This window comes from Pseudomonas sp. FP2196 (assembly GCF_030687715.1).
In the GTDB taxonomy this organism is placed as follows: domain Bacteria; phylum Pseudomonadota; class Gammaproteobacteria; order Pseudomonadales; family Pseudomonadaceae; genus Aquipseudomonas.
In genome coordinates, this window is record NZ_CP117445.1 from 1961838 (window position 1) to 1976617 (window position 14780).

Consider the following 14780-nt stretch of genomic DNA (forward strand, 5'->3'; position numbering starts at 1 on the left):
GCCGACTCCATCGCTCAGCCCCCACAGGGATTGTGTTGAGCCGATGGCGTGAGGTTCGACCTGTCATCTTCGGCAACGTAGAATGCGCGCCTTTCCCGGACAATCGTCGCCGCGATTGGCGCCCGCGCATTCATCGGAGCACGTCACCATGACCGTCACCAAAACCAGTGAGTACCTGGAAACCCTCTACGAAGGCTACGGTCAGCGGTTTCGCATGGAAAAACTGCTGCACGAAGTGCGCACCGAACATCAGCATCTGGTGATCTTCCAGAACCCGCGAATGGGCCGGGTAATGGCGCTTGATGGCGTGATCCAGACCACCGAAGCCGACGAATTCATCTACCACGAAATGCTCACCCACGTGCCGATCCTCGCCCACGGCACCGCCAAGCGCGTGCTGATCATCGGCGGCGGTGACGGCGGCATGCTGCGAGAAGTCGCCAAGCACGGCAGTGTCGAGCACATCACCATGGTCGAGATCGACGGCACCGTGGTGGACATGTGCAAGCAATTCCTGCCGAACCATTCCATGGGCGCCTACGACGATCCGCGTCTGAGCCTGGTGATCGATGACGGCATGCGTTTTGTCGCCACCACCACCGAGAAATTCGATGTGATCATCTCCGACTCCACAGACCCGATCGGCCCGGGCGAAGTGTTGTTCTCGGAAAACTTCTACCAGGCCTGCCACCGTTGCCTGAACGAAGGCGGCATCCTCGTCACTCAGAACGGCACGCCGTTCATGCAGATCGACGAAGTCAAAACCACTGCCGGCCGCCTGCGCAGCCTGTTCCCGGACTGGCATTTTTATCAGGCCGCTGTTCCGACCTATATCGGCGGCTCGATGACTTTCGCTTGGGGTTCGACCAATCCGGTGTACCGCAAGTTGAGCCGTGAAACCCTGCGACAGCGTTTCATCGGCAGCGGCATTGTCACTCGCTACTACAACCCGGAAATTCACATCGGTGCGTTCGCGCTGCCGCAGTACGTACTGCAAGCGATCAACAAGCCAGGCAACGACTAAAAGCAGGCAATCCCCTGCGGCAGCTCCTGCATCGGGCTTTTTTTTCATGTTCGGCAGATGCAATCCTTTTGAACGATCAATCCGGCCAAAAGTCGAGATAGGTGTAAGCCCATTTGCGGGTTTGATCGAGGAGGCACCGATGCAAAAGTGGAAAGTCACTTTCGTGGACGATCATGGTGAAATTGTCGATGAGGTCTTCGAGCGTGCGGAATGCCCAAGCGACGATGAAGCTGCTCGACTGATCAAGGAACGGCTCCTGCCTGTCGCCGCCGAACTGGATCTGAACGATCTGGAAGGGCGCACTGCCGATGCAGGCGTCAAAAGCCTGAAAACCCAGAACAGCATCGAAATCCGCAGTATCACTCCCATCTGAAATTCTTCCTGTCACTTGAAGCACCAGGCCTTGGCAGCAGCTCTATCTTGGGGCTACTCTGCAAGCGAGATCAGCGAACGGATCGCTAAGGTCTGGTCTTGTCAGCTACATGCTTGTTTCCCGCGTGCAACGACGTTGCCGTAGTACTTTGGCCAAAGGCCCGGGGCGGGAATACGGAAAGTCTATCCATCTATCCGAGGGGGACGATTCATGAGCACAGCCTATCAAGAAGACATCAGCAGCAATGTTCTGCGCCGCATGAAAGAAGGCGGTTTCGATTTTTCCCGATTCCATCCCATCGAGTTTTACGCCATTTTCCCGGACGAGGAGCGGGCGCGCAGGGCGGCAGGCAAGTTTCGCGGTGAATCCATCAATGCCCAGGTCAGCGCACGCGACGACGGTGCCTGGTCTCTGGAATTGAGCAAAGTGATGTACGCGACCTATGACGATATCGGCGATTTCGAGCAGGGCTTTTCGGCGGTGGTCGAGCCCTTGGGTGGCATCATAGAAGGCTGGGGCGTCAAGCAGGAGGTGCGTAACCGCCACCGTTTGAACTGATCCCAGGTTTGATTGTTGAAAAACGGCTGACCTTCGGGTTGGCCGTTGTTGTTTTTAAAGATCAAAAGATCGCAGCCTTCGGCAGCTCCTGCACAGGTTGAATGTAGGAGCTGCCGAAGGCTGCGATCTTTTCGTTTTTATTTCACAAAGTTTCAATCAGGCAAAAAAAAAGCCACCGGAGAGGGTGGCTAAAAGGGAAGACCGATAAGGAGAGGAAACCGGTCAGGGTTACGGCCTGCAGGGACTGTGACGACAGTCCGAATCGATTGGGCTGAACACTTCACCGGGGAAGTTTTCCAGCGGATGTGCGGATTATCCGCAGTCAGCCCGGAGCAGTGAAATCAACTCTGACTATGCTGGTGATAGGCGACAGCACTGCGTCGCAATGAGGCGGGGGCAATCAGGTTGGGGCATTTGTCGCACAGGAATGGTGCGGCAACTGTGGCGTGATTATCCAACCGATTGAAATCAAAGCGTTTATGCCGATGGCACGGGCCTTGCGATGGTCTGGATGTCCGGGTGACAAGGAGTACGGCATGATCCGCACCTATTTTGATGAGATGTACGATGCCGGCGGCCAGGTCCGCCCGCATTACCGGGAGTTTGCCCGGTGGTTGGCTGACACGCCTGACGAGCTGTTGGCCCAGCGGCGCCGCGAGGCCGATCTGCTGTTCCATCGTGCCGGCATCACATTCACGCTCTACGGGGACGAGCAGGGCACAGAGCGCCTGATTCCTTTCGACACCATTCCGCGCAGTATTCCCGCCAGCGAATGGCGGATCGTCGAGCGCGGCTGTATTCAGCGGGTCAAGGCGTTGAACATGTTCCTCGCCGACCTTTATCACGAGCAGCGCATTATCAAGGCCGGGATCATTCCCGCCGAACAGGTGCTGGCCAACGAGCAATATCAGTTGGCGATGCAAGGACTGGATCTGCACCGCGATATCTATTCGCACATCTCCGGTGTCGATCTGGTGCGCGACGGCGACGGCACCTATTACGTGCTCGAAGACAACCTGCGCACACCGAGCGGCGTGAGCTACATGCTTGAAGACCGCAAGATGATGATGCGTCTGTTCCCGGAGTTGTTTTCCGCCCAGCGTATCGCGCCTATCGATCATTACCCGAACCTGCTGCTCGACACGCTGAAAAGCTCAAGCCCGATTGACGATCCGAGCGTGGTGGTACTGACGCCGGGACGCTTCAACAGCGCATTCTTCGAGCACGCCTTTCTGGCTAGAGAAATGGGCGTCGAACTGGTGGAAGGTGCGGATCTGTTTGTGCGTGATGACAAGGTCTTCATGCGCACCACCGATGGCCCGAAAGCGGTGGACGTGATCTACCGCCGCCTCGACGACGCGTTCCTCGATCCGCTGGCGTTCAATCCGGATTCGATGCTCGGCGTGCCGGGCCTGCTCTCGTCCTATCGCTCCGGCAATGTGGTACTGGCCAATGCCATCGGCACGGGTGTGGCGGATGACAAATCGGTTTATCCGTTTGTCACCGACATGATCCGTTTCTACCTCGACGAAGAACCGATCCTGAAGAACGTACCAACCTGGCAGTGTCGCAATCCGTCTGAACTTTCCCATGTGCTGGCCAATCTTCCGGATCTGGTCGTCAAGGAAACCCAGGGCTCCGGCGGTTACGGAATGCTGGTGGGGCCGGCGGCGACAACCGCGGAAATCGATGCCTTCCGCGAGCGCATCAAAGCCAAGCCCCACGCATACATCGCGCAACCGACGCTGTCGCTGTCGACCTGCCCGACCTTTGTCGAAAACGGCATTGCGCCGCGCCATATCGACTTGCGGCCGTTTGTCTTGTCCGGTCGCGAAACCCGGGTTGTGCCCGGTGGTTTGACCCGTGTCGCCCTGCGCGAAGGATCCCTGGTGGTGAATTCCTCCCAGGGTGGCGGAACCAAGGACACCTGGGTGGTCGAGGATTGAAGGAAGCTTGCCATGTTAAGTAGAACTGCCTCGGATCTGTATTGGATGTCGCGTTACCTGGAGCGGGCGGAAAACCTCGCACGGATGCTCGACATCAGTTATTCGCTGTCGCTGATGCCGCAGGACGGGCGCGGTGACGGTTTGCACGAACTGGCCATGCCGCTGCTGATTACCGGCACCCTGGATGATTACCTCGAGCGTCACGGCGCTTTGCATGCCGAACGCCTGCTGCATTTCTTCGCGCTCGATGCCGCCAATCCGGCGAGCATCTATAGCTGTCTCGGCGCGGCGCGGGCCAGTGCGCACGCGGTGCGCGGGCGCATCACCGCAGACATGTGGGAAAACATCAACGCCACCTGGCTGGAAATTCGCGGGATCGCCGAACAGGGCCTGAGCCGCTATGGCATGAGCCGTTTCTGTGAATGGATCAAGGAGCGTTCGCACCTGTTCCGTGGCGCGTCCTACGGCACGATCATGCGTAACGATGCGTTTCGCTTCATTCGGCTGGGGACGTTCATCGAGCGCGCCGACAACACTTTGCGACTGCTCGACGCGCGTTACGAGATGGCCGGCGATCAGGCCGAAGCCGTCAGTGACGGGACGGCCCACGCGTATTACCAGTGGAGTGCGTTGCTGCGAGCGTTGTCGTCGTTCGAGGCCTACACCGAAATCTATCGCGATGCGCCCGGCGCCCGACATGTCGCCGAGTTGCTGCTGTTGCGCGCCGATGTACCGCGCTCGCTACGCGCCTGCACCGAGGAGATCGACCAGATCCTTGCCCAGTTGCCAGGCGCCAACGGTCGTCCCGCGCAACGTCTGGCGGCAGAAATGGACGCACGCCTGCGCTACACCGGCATCAACGAAATTCTCGAGGAAGGCCTGCACGCCTGGCTGACCGAGTTCATCCCATTGGTGCGCCAGTTGGGCAACGCCATTCACAGTTCCTACCTGGAGGCTGCATGAGACTTTCCATTAGCCACGAGACCACCTATCACTACGAAGATCAGGTGCGGGCGAGCATCCAGTATTTGCGACTGACCCCCCACGACAGTGAGCGGCAGCATGTGCTGAGCTGGCAGCTCGACCTGCCGCGCCCGGTGCGCGCGCAACTCGATCCGTTCGGCAATATCCTCCACGTGTTGACCATGGACGAGCCGCACGAAGCGATCATCATCGGTGCTCGTGGTCAGGTCGACATCGACGAATTGCGTGAGGCCGAGCATGAAAGCCAGTCGGCGTTGCCGTTTCTGCGATTCACCCGGTTGACCGAGGCGGACGAGGCGCTACGTGCGTTCGCGGCAAAATCCTGCAAGCAGCGTCGCGACCGCACCGCACTGATCGATTTGATGCACGGCTTGAATCAGCACATGACCTACACGCCGGGTTCCACCGAAGTCGACACCAGCGCTGCCGAGGCTTTCGCCGGGCGCTCGGGTGTTTGTCAGGATCACACCCACGCGTTTCTGGCCTGCGCGCGCAGCCTCGGGATCCCGTCGCGGTATGTGTCGGGGTATCTGTACAGCGAGGATTGTGAACACCTGGCCAGCCATGCCTGGGCGGAAGCGTGGCTGGATGACGCCTGGTACAGTTTTGACGTGACCAACGAACTGGCCCGGCCGGAGCGGCACCTGAAACTGGCCGTGGGTCTGGATTACCTCGATGCCTGCCCGGTGCGCGGCATGCGCCGGGGTGGTGGGTGTGAGCAGATGCATGCAAAAGTGTTCGTCTCGCCGACGCCAATCATCTCCGTCCAACAACAGTAACGGGTTCACACAAAACCTTTGTAGGAGTGAGCCTGCTCGCGATAGCGGAGTGTCAGATACAACAATGCTGACTGATCCACCGCTATCGCGAGCAGGCTCACTCCTACAAAGGAATGTGCTCAGGGCTTAACTTTGCGCCCAGCCATGTGTTGCAAATACCCGATCAACATCTGCAGATCCCCCTCCGGCAACACCTGCGCCGAAAACCCCGGCATCTTCGCCTGCGGCCATTGGCGCAAACTCTGCGGGTCACGAATGTAGCGCTTGAGGAAATCCGCACCGAAATACTCGGTCGGGTTATACGGAATATTCAGATCCGGCCCGAACTGCGCATCCCCTGCGCCGTTCAAACGATGACACGCGAGGCAGTTTTTCTGAAACAGCGCAAAACCCTGATTTACCGGGTCATTGGCCTTTAACGCAGGATCTGGCCGGAGGGCAGGAAAACGCTCGGCCACCGGCGCCATGCGCTTGATGCTGGCGACTTGAAACGGCCACTGTTCCGGGCTGATATGCCCCGCTTGCGGATCGGTCCACACCAGATAGAACGGCCCGGCGCTGTGTTTGCCCTCTGACAACGGCGGCCAGGGTTGAGCCGGGTCCTCGATGGCCAGCCAAGCCTGCGCACCTTTCTGATTGAGCAACGGCGCAGCGGCAAGCTCGGCGGCAAAGCCATCCAGTGCGACCGCTTGCAGATGATCCTCAGGTTTGATGCCGGTCAGCAACGCCGCGACGGGCAAGGCGCGATAAGTCATGTCCTTCTTGTAGGACACGTCGTTTTTCACCGTGAGGGTTTGCACTTGAGGATGCTGGAGCAGCTCCTCGGTCTGCCAGGTGCGGCTATTTGCGCCCAACTGCAGATCCAGTTGCGCGGCAGACAAGGGCATGCTCAGCAGCATGGCCCCAAACACAATGAGCGCTTTCAAATGATCGCCGTCCATGTCGTGGAAGTGCGCAAAGGTTGGCACAGCCACGCTGGCCCGGATAGCGGGCCAGTCACATTTTCAGTGGCGAATTACAGCACCTGCCGCTTGAACTCAGCCGATGACCTTGGTCAGGTTCGGCAAAATCAACAACAGCGTCGTGGCGAAAAGAATGAGTCCTGCTTGACGAACTTTCGGTTGTTTGAACATGGCTTGACCGCCTTTATTGTTATTTCCTGATGCTTGCCTGCATATCCATGACGGCAAGCGCTGCACTTCCTGTTGAATGACGCCTGCCTCGGCAAAACCCGACGGCCATGACGTACATGTCTTACCTTAGGGCCCGCGTCACGCTTGGCTTAGATCCATTTCATATGTGCTTGCTGCTGAATGCGATTAAAAAGGCATGAGGCGTATTGCCAGCTTCTTTGCCGCCCGCTTGCTAGACAACTCGCCGACCTGAACCGGTTCACCCAATCGCCGATGACCGTCCGTCTGAGCGTGCGCGTCAATGTCATTGAGCGCTGTGGTCATTGAATCCGTGACCGTCGGGGACAACAGTGACAGTACGAAATTCACTCACCGCACAGGTTCGAGGACGTCATGACCCAAGCTTTGATTTTCGACGCGTTGCGTACGCCCCGTGGCAAAGGCAAGGCCGACGGCGCCTTGCACAGTGTCAAACCGGTAAATCTGGTGGCAGGTCTGTTGACCGCGCTGCAAGAGCGCACCTCACTGGACACCAGTCAGGTCGATGACGTAGTGCTCGGCTGCGTTACGCCGATTGGCGATCAGGGCTCGGACATTGCCAAGACGGCGGTGCAAGTGGCTGATTGGGACGTCAGCGTGGCAGGGGTGCAGATCAATCGGTTTTGCGCTTCAGGACTGGAAGCGGTCAACCTCGGTGCCATGAAGGTGCGCTCGGGTTTCGAAGACTTGGTGGTGGTCGGCGGCGTCGAGTCGATGTCGCGGGTGCCGATGGGCAGCGATGGCGGCGCCTGGGCGCTGGATCCCCAGACCAATCTGCACAGTCACTTCACGCCACAGGGTGTGGGGGCGGATTTGATCGCCACCCTGGAAGGCTTCAGCCGCCAGGACGTCGATGCCTACGCGCTGTACTCACAACAGAAAGCCGCGCGGGCGAGGGCTGGTGGCTTGTTCAACAAATCGTTGGTGCCGGTGCAGGATCAAAACGGCATCATCTTGCTCGATCACGATGAGTTCATTCGCGCCGAATCGACGCTGGAAGGGCTGGGCAAGCTCAAGCCGAGTTTCGAAATGATCGGTCAAATGGGTTTCGACGCGACCGCGCTGCGGGTCTACAGCCATGTCGAGCGCATCAACCATGTGCACACACCGGGAAACAGTTCCGGGATCGTCGATGGCGCGGCATTGATGCTGATCGGCTCCGAAGCCAAGGGGCGGGCGCTGGGCTTGCAGCCTCGGGCGCGCATCGTCGCCACGGCGGTCACCAGCACCGATCCGACCATCATGCTGACCGGTCCCGCGCCGGCCACTCGCAAAGCGCTGGCGAAGGCTGGCTTGCGTGTGGAAGACATCGACCTGTTCGAGGTCAACGAAGCGTTTGCCTCAGTCGTATTGAAATTCATCAAAGACATGGCGGTCGACCCGGACAAGGTCAACGTCAACGGCGGCTCCATCGCCATGGGCCACCCGCTGGGCGCGACCGGTTGCGCGATCCTCGGCACCCTGCTCGATGAACTAGAGGTTCGGCGCCTGCGTTACGGCCTGGCGACGCTGTGTGTCGGCGGCGGCATGGGCATTGCCACCATCATCGAACGTCTCTGAGTCCCGAATTCAAGGAACCCTGTTATGAGCGAAGCCATTCGTTACGAAAAAGGCCAGGACGCGATCGTCGTTGTGACCATCGACATGCCGGGCCAGAGCGCCAACACCATGAACGCGGTCTACCGTGAGGCCATGGCCGCCTGCGTCGCCCGACTTGTCGCGGAAAAAGACAGCATTGCCGGGGTCATCATCACGTCGGCGAAAAAAACTTTTTTTGCCGGCGGCGACCTCAATGAGCTGATCAAGGTTGGCAAGCGCGAAGCCAAAGCCTTTTATGACATGGTGCTGACCCTTAAAGGGCAACTGCGCACTCTGGAAACTTTAGGTAAACCGGTGGTCGCGGCCATCAACGGTGCGGCACTGGGCGGTGGTTGGGAAATCTGTCTTGCCTGTCATCACCGGGTAGCGTTGGACGATGCGTCCGTGCAGCTCGGTCTGCCGGAAGTGACTCTCGGTTTGTTGCCGGGCGGCGGCGGGGTGGTGCGCATGGTGCGCATGCTGGGTATCGAGAAGGCGCTGCCGTATCTGCTCGAAGGTAAAAAGGTTCGTCCGCAACAGGCGTTACAGGCCGGTTTGATCGATGCGCTGGCGGCGGATCGCGATGAACTGCTGGCCAAGGCACGCGCGTGGATCGTTGCCAATCCGACGGCGGTGCAGCGTTGGGACGTGAAGGGGTATCAGATCCCGGGTGGCACACCGTCGAATCCGAAAGTCGCACAGATGCTGGCGATAGCACCGTCGATCCTGCGCACCAAAACCCAAGGCACGCTGCCGGCACCGGAGAAGATTCTGTGTGCGGCGGTGGAGGGCGCTCAGGTCGATTTCGACACCGCGCACCTGATTGAAACCCGCTACTTCACAGAGTTGACCACCGGCCAGATCTCGAAAAACCTGATCGGCACGTTCTGGTTTCAGCTCAACGAAATCAATGCTGGTGGCTCACGGCCGCAGGGCTTTGCGCCGTTCGTAACGCGTAAGGTCGGCGTGCTTGGCGCCGGGATGATGGGCGCGGGGATCGCTTTTGTCAGCGCCTCGGCGGGTATCGAGGTGGTGCTCAAGGACATCAATCTTGCTGCTGCCGAAAAGGGCAAAGCGCATTCGGCGGCGCTGCTCGACAAGAAAGTCGCCCGTGGTCAGATGGATGCCGCGCAGCGTGAGGCAGTGCTGGCGCGGATTCATGCCAGCGAAAACGATGCTGACCTGTCCGGTTGCGATTTGGTCATCGAGGCAGTTTTTGAAGATCGCGAACTCAAGGCAAGGGTCTCTGCGGCGGCGCAGAAAGTGGTCGGCGCCGACGCTGTGATTGCCTCCAACACGTCGACCTTGCCGATCACGGGGCTAGCGACGGCGGTACCGGATCAAAGCAAATTCATCGGCCTGCATTTCTTCAGCCCAGTGGAGAAAATGCCGCTGGTGGAAATCATCAAAGGCGCGAAAACCAGCGACGAAACACTCGCTCGCGGGTTTGATTTCGTCCTGCAAATCAAGAAAACGCCGATCGTTGTCAACGACAGTCGCGGCTTCTTCACGTCGCGGGTGTTCGGCACATTCACCAATGAAGGCATCGCCATGCTTGGTGAAGGCGTGAGCGCGCCGATGATCGAGACCGAAGCGCGCAAGGCCGGGATGCCAGTCGGGCCTCTGGCGATCTCCGATGAAGTTTCCCTCAGCCTGATGAGCCATATCCGCAAGCAAACCGCCAAGGACTTACAAGCAGAAGGGAAACCGCTGATTGAACACCCGGCGTTTGCCGTGATTGACTTGTTGCTCAACGAATACAAGCGTCCCGGCAAAGCGGCAGGCGCTGGTTTTTATGACTATCCGGCCGGTGTTCAGAAGCATTTGTGGCCCGAACTGAAGACTCGTTTCGAGAGGGCTGACGGGCAAATTTCGCCGAAGGACGTGCGTGATCGCCTGCTGTTCGTGCAAGCCATCGAAACCGTGCGTTGCGTGGAGGAGGGTGTGCTGACCTCGACGGCTGACGCCAACGTCGGTTCGATCTTCGGCATTGGTTTTGCCACGTGGACCGGTGGTGCGTTGCAGTTCATCAACCAGTATGGCGTGAAGGATTTCGTCGCCCGGGCGCAGTATCTGGCGGAGCAATATGGTGAGCGTTTTGCGCCACCCGCGCTGTTGCTGGAAAAAGCGTCGGAAGGTGAGTTGTTCTAAGCGATGGGGAAGCCATTACGGGGCTTGCCTTGCCAGGGTGTTTCAAGGCAGGCTCTGGGGTGTTCATTATTCCCATCACGTGTCAGGTATTTTTTATGTCGCTACGCATCTGCATTCTGGAAACCGACATCCTGCGTCCGGAACTGGTCGATCAATATCAGGGTTACGGGCAGATGTTTCAACGCCTGTTCTCGCAGCAGCCGATTGCCGCCGAGTTCACCGTCTACAACGTGATGCAGGGCGAATACCCGAGCGATGATCAGACTTTCGACGCGTACCTGGTCACCGGCAGCAAGGCCGATTCGTTTGGCACCGATCCGTGGATCCAGACCCTCAAGGACTATCTGCTGACCCGTTACGAGCGAGGCGACAAATTGCTTGGCGTGTGTTTCGGTCATCAACTGCTGGCGCTGCTGCTCGGTGGCAAGAGCGAACGCGCCACGCAAGGTTGGGGCGTCGGCACTCACAACTACAAACTGGCGGCCAAGGCGCCGTGGATGAGCCCGGTGCGTGAAGAGCTGACGTTGCTGATCAGCCACCAGGATCAGGTGACTGCGCTACCGGAAAACGCCACGGTGATTGCTTCCAGCGATTTCTGCCCGTTCGCGGCTTACCACATCAACGACCAGGTGCTGTGCTTCCAGGGGCATCCTGAGTTTATTCACGACTATTCGCGTGCGCTGCTGGATCTGCGTCAGGAAGCGTTGGGCACGCAGATTTACAGCACGGGCGTGGCGAGCCTGGAGCAGGAACACCATGGTGCTACGGTCGCGGAATGGATGATGCGGTTTGTGGCACACAAGCCAGAAACTGTTTAACAGCAGATCAAAAGATCGCAGCCCGCGGCAGCTCCTGCATTGGGATCAAGTACACCCTGTAGGCGCTGCCGAAGGTTGCGATCTTTGGCTTTTACAACCACCCGGACTTCTTGAAGCTCGCCCACAAACTCACACAACCCACCGTGATAAATCCCAGCACGCCAAAATAGCCGTAATGCCAGCTCAGCTCCGGCATGTTCTGGAAATTCATCCCGTAAATCCCCGCCACTGCCGTCGGAAACGCCAGAATCGCCGCCCATGCGGCAAATTTGCGCTGCACCACGCTCTGCCGTGACGCTTCCAGCAACACACCAATCTCGATGGTCTGGCTGGCAATGTCGGCCAGTGTCGTCAGGTCTTCCATCTGCCGAGTAACGTGAATCTGCACATCGCGAAAGTACGGACGCATGTTCTTGTCGATAAACGGGAAACTCAGCTTCTGCAGTTCCTCGCTGATTTCCACCATAGGGGCTGCGTAACGGCGCAAGCGCACCACATCACGGCGCAGGCCATGGAGTTTCTGGATGTCGTGTTCATTCAACGCACTGCACAACACGTTGCGTTCCAGCTCATCGATCTCGGCATGGATCGCCTCGCCCACTGGCTGATAGTTCTCGATGACAAAATCGAGCAACGCATAGAGTACGAAATCTTCCCCATGCTCCAGCAACAGTGGACGTGCCTCACAACGTTGGCGGACATGGGCGTAGGACGCCGAGTGGCCGTTACGCGCCGTGATGATGTAACCCTTGCCGGCGAAAATGTGGGTCTCGATAAACTGCAGAATCCCGTGTTCGCGGATGGGCGAGTAGGTGACGATAAACAGAGCGTCGCCAAAGGTTTCCAGCTTGGGGCGGCTGTGTTTTTCCAGCGCATCTTCGATGGCCAGTTCGTGCAGGTTGAACTGACGTTGCAGGTTGGATAATTCCTGCGCGTCAGGTTCTTCAAGGCCGATCCACACAAAGTGACCGGTTTTGGCGGCCCATGCCGCGCCCTCATCGATGGCAATATTGGTGACTTTCTTACCCGCGCTGTACACCGCAGCGGCAACAACTCGACCCATGGTGGTGGTTCACTTCTTCTTGGCAGATGGCAGGGATACAAGGCATCAGCTTAGCCGTGTCGCTGCTTCAGAGTCAGTGAAATCTGCACAGTTCAACCTGCAAAACAAAGCCCGCACGGGGCGGGCCAGTTCGTCAGGCGGCTTGCAGTTGCCGATCCATCGATTCGATGCACTCGCGCATCTGCTCGCGGCACTGGCTGATGAGCATGGGCATGTCCTCCATGGTCAGTCCGACAGTAGGAATTGCGGGTAGCGAGCGTATGAGAATTTTCCCGCTGCGCCAGCGGTTCAGGCGCATATGTTTGACGTAACTGCTGACACACACCGGAACGATTGGCACGCCGGCGGCAATTGCCATCTGGAACGCGCCCTTCTTGAATGGCAGCAGCTCTTCACCGAGATTGCGCGTGCCTTCCGGGAATACCCAGATCGACGTATCTTCATTCTGCAAGGTATTGGTCGTGGTGAGCATCGACTGACGCGCCTTTTGCGCATTCCCACGATCAATCAACACGTTGCCCGCCAGCCAGAACAGTTGCCCGAACAGCGGTACCCACTTCAGGCTTTTTTTGCCAATACAGACGGTGCGGCGCGGCACCACATTGCCGAACACGAACAGATCATAGTTGGACTGATGGTTGGCGATAATCACGCAACTGTCGGGCTTGTTCATCAAGCCGCTGACATCGGATTTCACCCGCAGACGCAAAATGCACATGGCCGGCAATGCATAGAGACGGGCGCATAGACGGCTGTTGTCCGGATTGAATGGACGGCACAACCCGAGAATCACTCCCAGCATGCCAGCCAGAATAAAGTGCAGGCCCATCAACAACATACGAAACACAAACAGCATTTTCAGGCCCCACCGGGACAAAAGGTGGCGCAGTGTACGGATGTGCACTGTTTTCGGCAATTGCTGCTATAGAGTCCGGAGATAGCCGATGTTTAAGCGCATGTTTCAGGCTTGGTTGTCAGACCCGTCCTAGAGCTGCAACGTCATTTTCAACCAGGCGCGTAAGAAAAAGCCCGACACGACGGTCGGGCTTTTCTTGAGCGCTGAAACCGGGTGCTTAACCCAGATGTTCCTGATCCTGAATGATCGCGTTATCCAGGGTTTCCAGCAGCGCCTTGCGCACCTTCAATTTGGTGTTCTTGTGCGCCGTCATGTTGATCTTCTTCAACTGCCGTGCGGCGGCCAGGGCTGCACCTTGCAGCTCCTCGGCGGAAACCACCTTATCGAGGAAGCCAGCATCCACAGCGCTCTGCGGGTCGAACATCTCGCCGTTGATCACTGAACGGTGGAAAGCCGAACGACGCAGGCGATCACGGGCCAGCTCGATACCGGCGTGGTGCATGGTCATACCAATCTGCACTTCATTCAGACCAATGCTGAACGGGCCATCGACGCCGATTCGGTAATCGGCGGACAACAGAATAAAAGCACCTTTGGCCACGGCATGGCCAGGGCAGGCGACGATCACCGGGAACGGGTGAGAGAGCAGGCGGCGAGCCAGTGTCGAACCGGCAGTCACCAGTGCCACCGCTTCTTTAGGGCCGGCGGTCATCACTTTCAGGTCATAGCCACCGGACAGAATCCCTGGCTGACCGGTAATGATCACGATGGCACGATCAGTCACCGCCTTATCCAACGCCGCGTTGAACGCTGCAATCACGTCCGGGGAAATGGCATTGACCTTGCCATTGCTCAAGGTCAGGGTCGCGATACCGTCTTCGAGGTGGTAAGAAATCAACTCACTCATGACGCTATTCCTTTAAGAAAGATGGGCAGACGTTACCCACCACCGCAGGCCAGGTAAAGCACCGTGACTGACCCGTCGGTCACCCTTTATTGGCTCATCCCCCGCAGACTGCTATCTGTCTTCTATATAGAAGGGGGCATGGTTACCGGAGATTGGCCGGTTTGCCATGGCCTGTTGGCGGGGAAAACAGTTTTTTCTCTTAACCGCATGAAAATTCTGAAAAAAAGTTTGCCATCGGAAAAGCTTTCGACTACATTAGCGCGCCTCGACAGACAGAACATGTTTGAAGAGATACGGTGAAGTGTCCGAGTGGCTTAAGGAGCACGCCTGGAAAGTGTGTATACAGGAAACTGTATCGAGAGTTCGAATCTCTCCTTCACCGCCATATTAAGTAAACACAAACCCCCGATTTTCCTAGAGAAAGTCGGGGGTTTGTGGTTTTTGGTGTCTGGAAAATGGCGATATGGGATCGATACGGGACTGGAGGGCGGATTTTTGCTATCTAACGAATTCCTTGCGCCGATCACCTGGTGGGATGCTGAGTGCTTTGAAAAGTAGGCGGATGATTTGA

The 14780-nt window shown here is 57.9% G+C and carries 14 protein-coding genes and 1 tRNA gene; 11 read left to right on the plus strand and 4 right to left on the minus strand.

Annotated features, from left to right (window positions below; translation table 11 throughout):
• The first annotated feature begins 148 nt into the window (after window positions 1–148).
• The 6 genes from speE (at window position 149) to PSH79_RS08940 (ending at window position 5664) form a co-directional block, all read left to right on the plus strand.
• Window positions 149–1024, plus strand: coding sequence for a polyamine aminopropyltransferase (gene speE, locus PSH79_RS08915; RefSeq protein ID WP_305442224.1), 876 nt, complete (start codon window positions 149–151; stop codon window positions 1022–1024).
• Between the two features lie 139 nt (window positions 1025–1163).
• Window positions 1164–1397, plus strand: coding sequence for a hypothetical protein (locus tag PSH79_RS08920; RefSeq protein ID WP_085613485.1), 234 nt, complete (start codon window positions 1164–1166; stop codon window positions 1395–1397).
• A 210-nt stretch (window positions 1398–1607) separates the two neighbouring features.
• Window positions 1608–1955 (plus strand): ribonuclease E inhibitor RraB, encoded by a 348-nt coding sequence (locus PSH79_RS08925; RefSeq protein WP_007960698.1) that lies wholly within the window; start codon window positions 1608–1610, stop codon window positions 1953–1955.
• 536 nt (window positions 1956–2491) lie between these two features.
• Window positions 2492–3901 (plus strand): circularly permuted type 2 ATP-grasp protein, encoded by a 1410-nt coding sequence (locus PSH79_RS08930; protein WP_090282516.1) that lies wholly within the window; start codon window positions 2492–2494, stop codon window positions 3899–3901.
• 12 nt (window positions 3902–3913) lie between these two features.
• Window positions 3914–4864, plus strand: coding sequence for an alpha-E domain-containing protein (locus PSH79_RS08935; RefSeq protein ID WP_007914063.1), 951 nt, complete (start codon window positions 3914–3916; stop codon window positions 4862–4864).
• Window positions 4861–5664 (plus strand): transglutaminase family protein, encoded by an 804-nt coding sequence (locus PSH79_RS08940; protein ID WP_305442226.1) that lies wholly within the window; start codon window positions 4861–4863, stop codon window positions 5662–5664. The genes PSH79_RS08935 and PSH79_RS08940 overlap by 4 nt, the downstream gene beginning before the upstream one ends.
• A 119-nt stretch (window positions 5665–5783) precedes the next feature.
• On the opposite strand, the gene PSH79_RS08945 is transcribed toward PSH79_RS08940, so the two are convergent.
• Window positions 5784–6605 (minus strand): cytochrome c, encoded by an 822-nt coding sequence (locus PSH79_RS08945; RefSeq protein ID WP_305443897.1) that lies wholly within the window; start codon window positions 6603–6605, stop codon window positions 5784–5786.
• Window positions 6606–7190: 585 nt separating this feature from the next.
• On the opposite strand from PSH79_RS08945, the gene PSH79_RS08950 reads away from it, so the two are divergent.
• The 3 genes from PSH79_RS08950 to PSH79_RS08960 all read left to right on the plus strand — a co-directional run bounded on the left by PSH79_RS08950 (window position 7191) and on the right by PSH79_RS08960 (window position 11383).
• A complete protein-coding gene (locus tag PSH79_RS08950) occupies window positions 7191–8396 on the plus strand; it encodes an acetyl-CoA C-acetyltransferase (protein ID WP_305442227.1) in 1206 nt (401 codons plus the stop codon).
• Between the two features lie 24 nt (window positions 8397–8420).
• Window positions 8421–10565, plus strand: coding sequence for a 3-hydroxyacyl-CoA dehydrogenase NAD-binding domain-containing protein (locus PSH79_RS08955; protein WP_305442229.1), 2145 nt, complete (start codon window positions 8421–8423; stop codon window positions 10563–10565).
• A 95-nt stretch (window positions 10566–10660) separates the two neighbouring features.
• Window positions 10661–11383, plus strand: a complete 723-nt coding sequence (locus tag PSH79_RS08960) for an amidotransferase (RefSeq protein ID WP_305442231.1) — start codon at window positions 10661–10663, stop codon at window positions 11381–11383.
• Between the two features lie 91 nt (window positions 11384–11474).
• Here the strand turns inward: PSH79_RS08960 and PSH79_RS08965 are convergent, their stop codons facing one another.
• The 3 genes from PSH79_RS08965 to PSH79_RS08975 form a co-directional block, all read right to left on the minus strand.
• The gene (locus tag PSH79_RS08965) at window positions 11475–12446 is read right to left on the minus strand and encodes a magnesium and cobalt transport protein CorA (RefSeq protein WP_305442232.1); all 972 of its coding nucleotides are present in this window, start codon (window positions 12444–12446) and stop codon (window positions 11475–11477) included.
• 133 nt (window positions 12447–12579) lie between these two features.
• Window positions 12580–13302 carry a 1-acyl-sn-glycerol-3-phosphate acyltransferase gene (locus PSH79_RS08970; protein WP_305442233.1) on the minus strand — a complete coding sequence of 241 codons (723 nt, stop codon included), beginning with the start codon at window positions 13300–13302 and terminating at the stop codon, window positions 12580–12582.
• Window positions 13303–13519: 217 nt separating this feature from the next.
• Entirely contained in the window at window positions 13520–14209 is a 690-nt protein-coding gene (locus PSH79_RS08975; RefSeq protein ID WP_187680099.1) for a crotonase/enoyl-CoA hydratase family protein, read from the minus strand.
• A gap of 63 nt (window positions 14210–14272) precedes the next feature.
• Between PSH79_RS08975 and PSH79_RS08980 the strand changes: the two genes are divergently transcribed.
• Complete coding sequence (locus tag PSH79_RS08980) at window positions 14273–14509, plus strand: hypothetical protein (protein WP_305442234.1); 237 nt, start codon at window positions 14273–14275, stop codon at window positions 14507–14509.
• A tRNA-Ser gene (locus tag PSH79_RS08985) sits at window positions 14505–14594 on the plus strand. The genes PSH79_RS08980 and PSH79_RS08985 overlap by 5 nt, the downstream gene beginning before the upstream one ends.
• Window positions 14595–14780: the final 186 nt, after the last annotated feature.

What these genes read in the sequence shown, in the direction of transcription:
- speE (WP_305442224.1), top strand. Translation starts at nt 149, where the DNA reads ATGACCGTCACCAAAACCAGTGAGTACCTGGAAACCCTCTACGAAGGC.
- PSH79_RS08920 (WP_085613485.1), top strand. Translation starts at nt 1,164, where the DNA reads ATGCAAAAGTGGAAAGTCACTTTCGTGGACGATCATGGTGAAATTGTC.
- PSH79_RS08925 (WP_007960698.1), top strand. Translation starts at nt 1,608, where the DNA reads ATGAGCACAGCCTATCAAGAAGACATCAGCAGCAATGTTCTGCGCCGC.
- PSH79_RS08930 (WP_090282516.1), top strand. Translation starts at nt 2,492, where the DNA reads ATGATCCGCACCTATTTTGATGAGATGTACGATGCCGGCGGCCAGGTC.
- PSH79_RS08935 (WP_007914063.1), top strand. Translation starts at nt 3,914, where the DNA reads ATGTTAAGTAGAACTGCCTCGGATCTGTATTGGATGTCGCGTTACCTG.
- PSH79_RS08940 (WP_305442226.1), top strand. Translation starts at nt 4,861, where the DNA reads ATGAGACTTTCCATTAGCCACGAGACCACCTATCACTACGAAGATCAG.
- PSH79_RS08945 (WP_305443897.1), bottom strand. Translation starts at nt 6,605, where the DNA reads ATGGACGGCGATCATTTGAAAGCGCTCATTGTGTTTGGGGCCATGCTG.
- PSH79_RS08950 (WP_305442227.1), top strand. Translation starts at nt 7,191, where the DNA reads ATGACCCAAGCTTTGATTTTCGACGCGTTGCGTACGCCCCGTGGCAAA.
- PSH79_RS08955 (WP_305442229.1), top strand. Translation starts at nt 8,421, where the DNA reads ATGAGCGAAGCCATTCGTTACGAAAAAGGCCAGGACGCGATCGTCGTT.
- PSH79_RS08960 (WP_305442231.1), top strand. Translation starts at nt 10,661, where the DNA reads ATGTCGCTACGCATCTGCATTCTGGAAACCGACATCCTGCGTCCGGAA.
- PSH79_RS08965 (WP_305442232.1), bottom strand. Translation starts at nt 12,446, where the DNA reads ATGGGTCGAGTTGTTGCCGCTGCGGTGTACAGCGCGGGTAAGAAAGTC.
- PSH79_RS08970 (WP_305442233.1), bottom strand. Translation starts at nt 13,302, where the DNA reads ATGCTGTTTGTGTTTCGTATGTTGTTGATGGGCCTGCACTTTATTCTG.
- PSH79_RS08975 (WP_187680099.1), bottom strand. Translation starts at nt 14,209, where the DNA reads ATGAGTGAGTTGATTTCTTACCACCTCGAAGACGGTATCGCGACCCTG.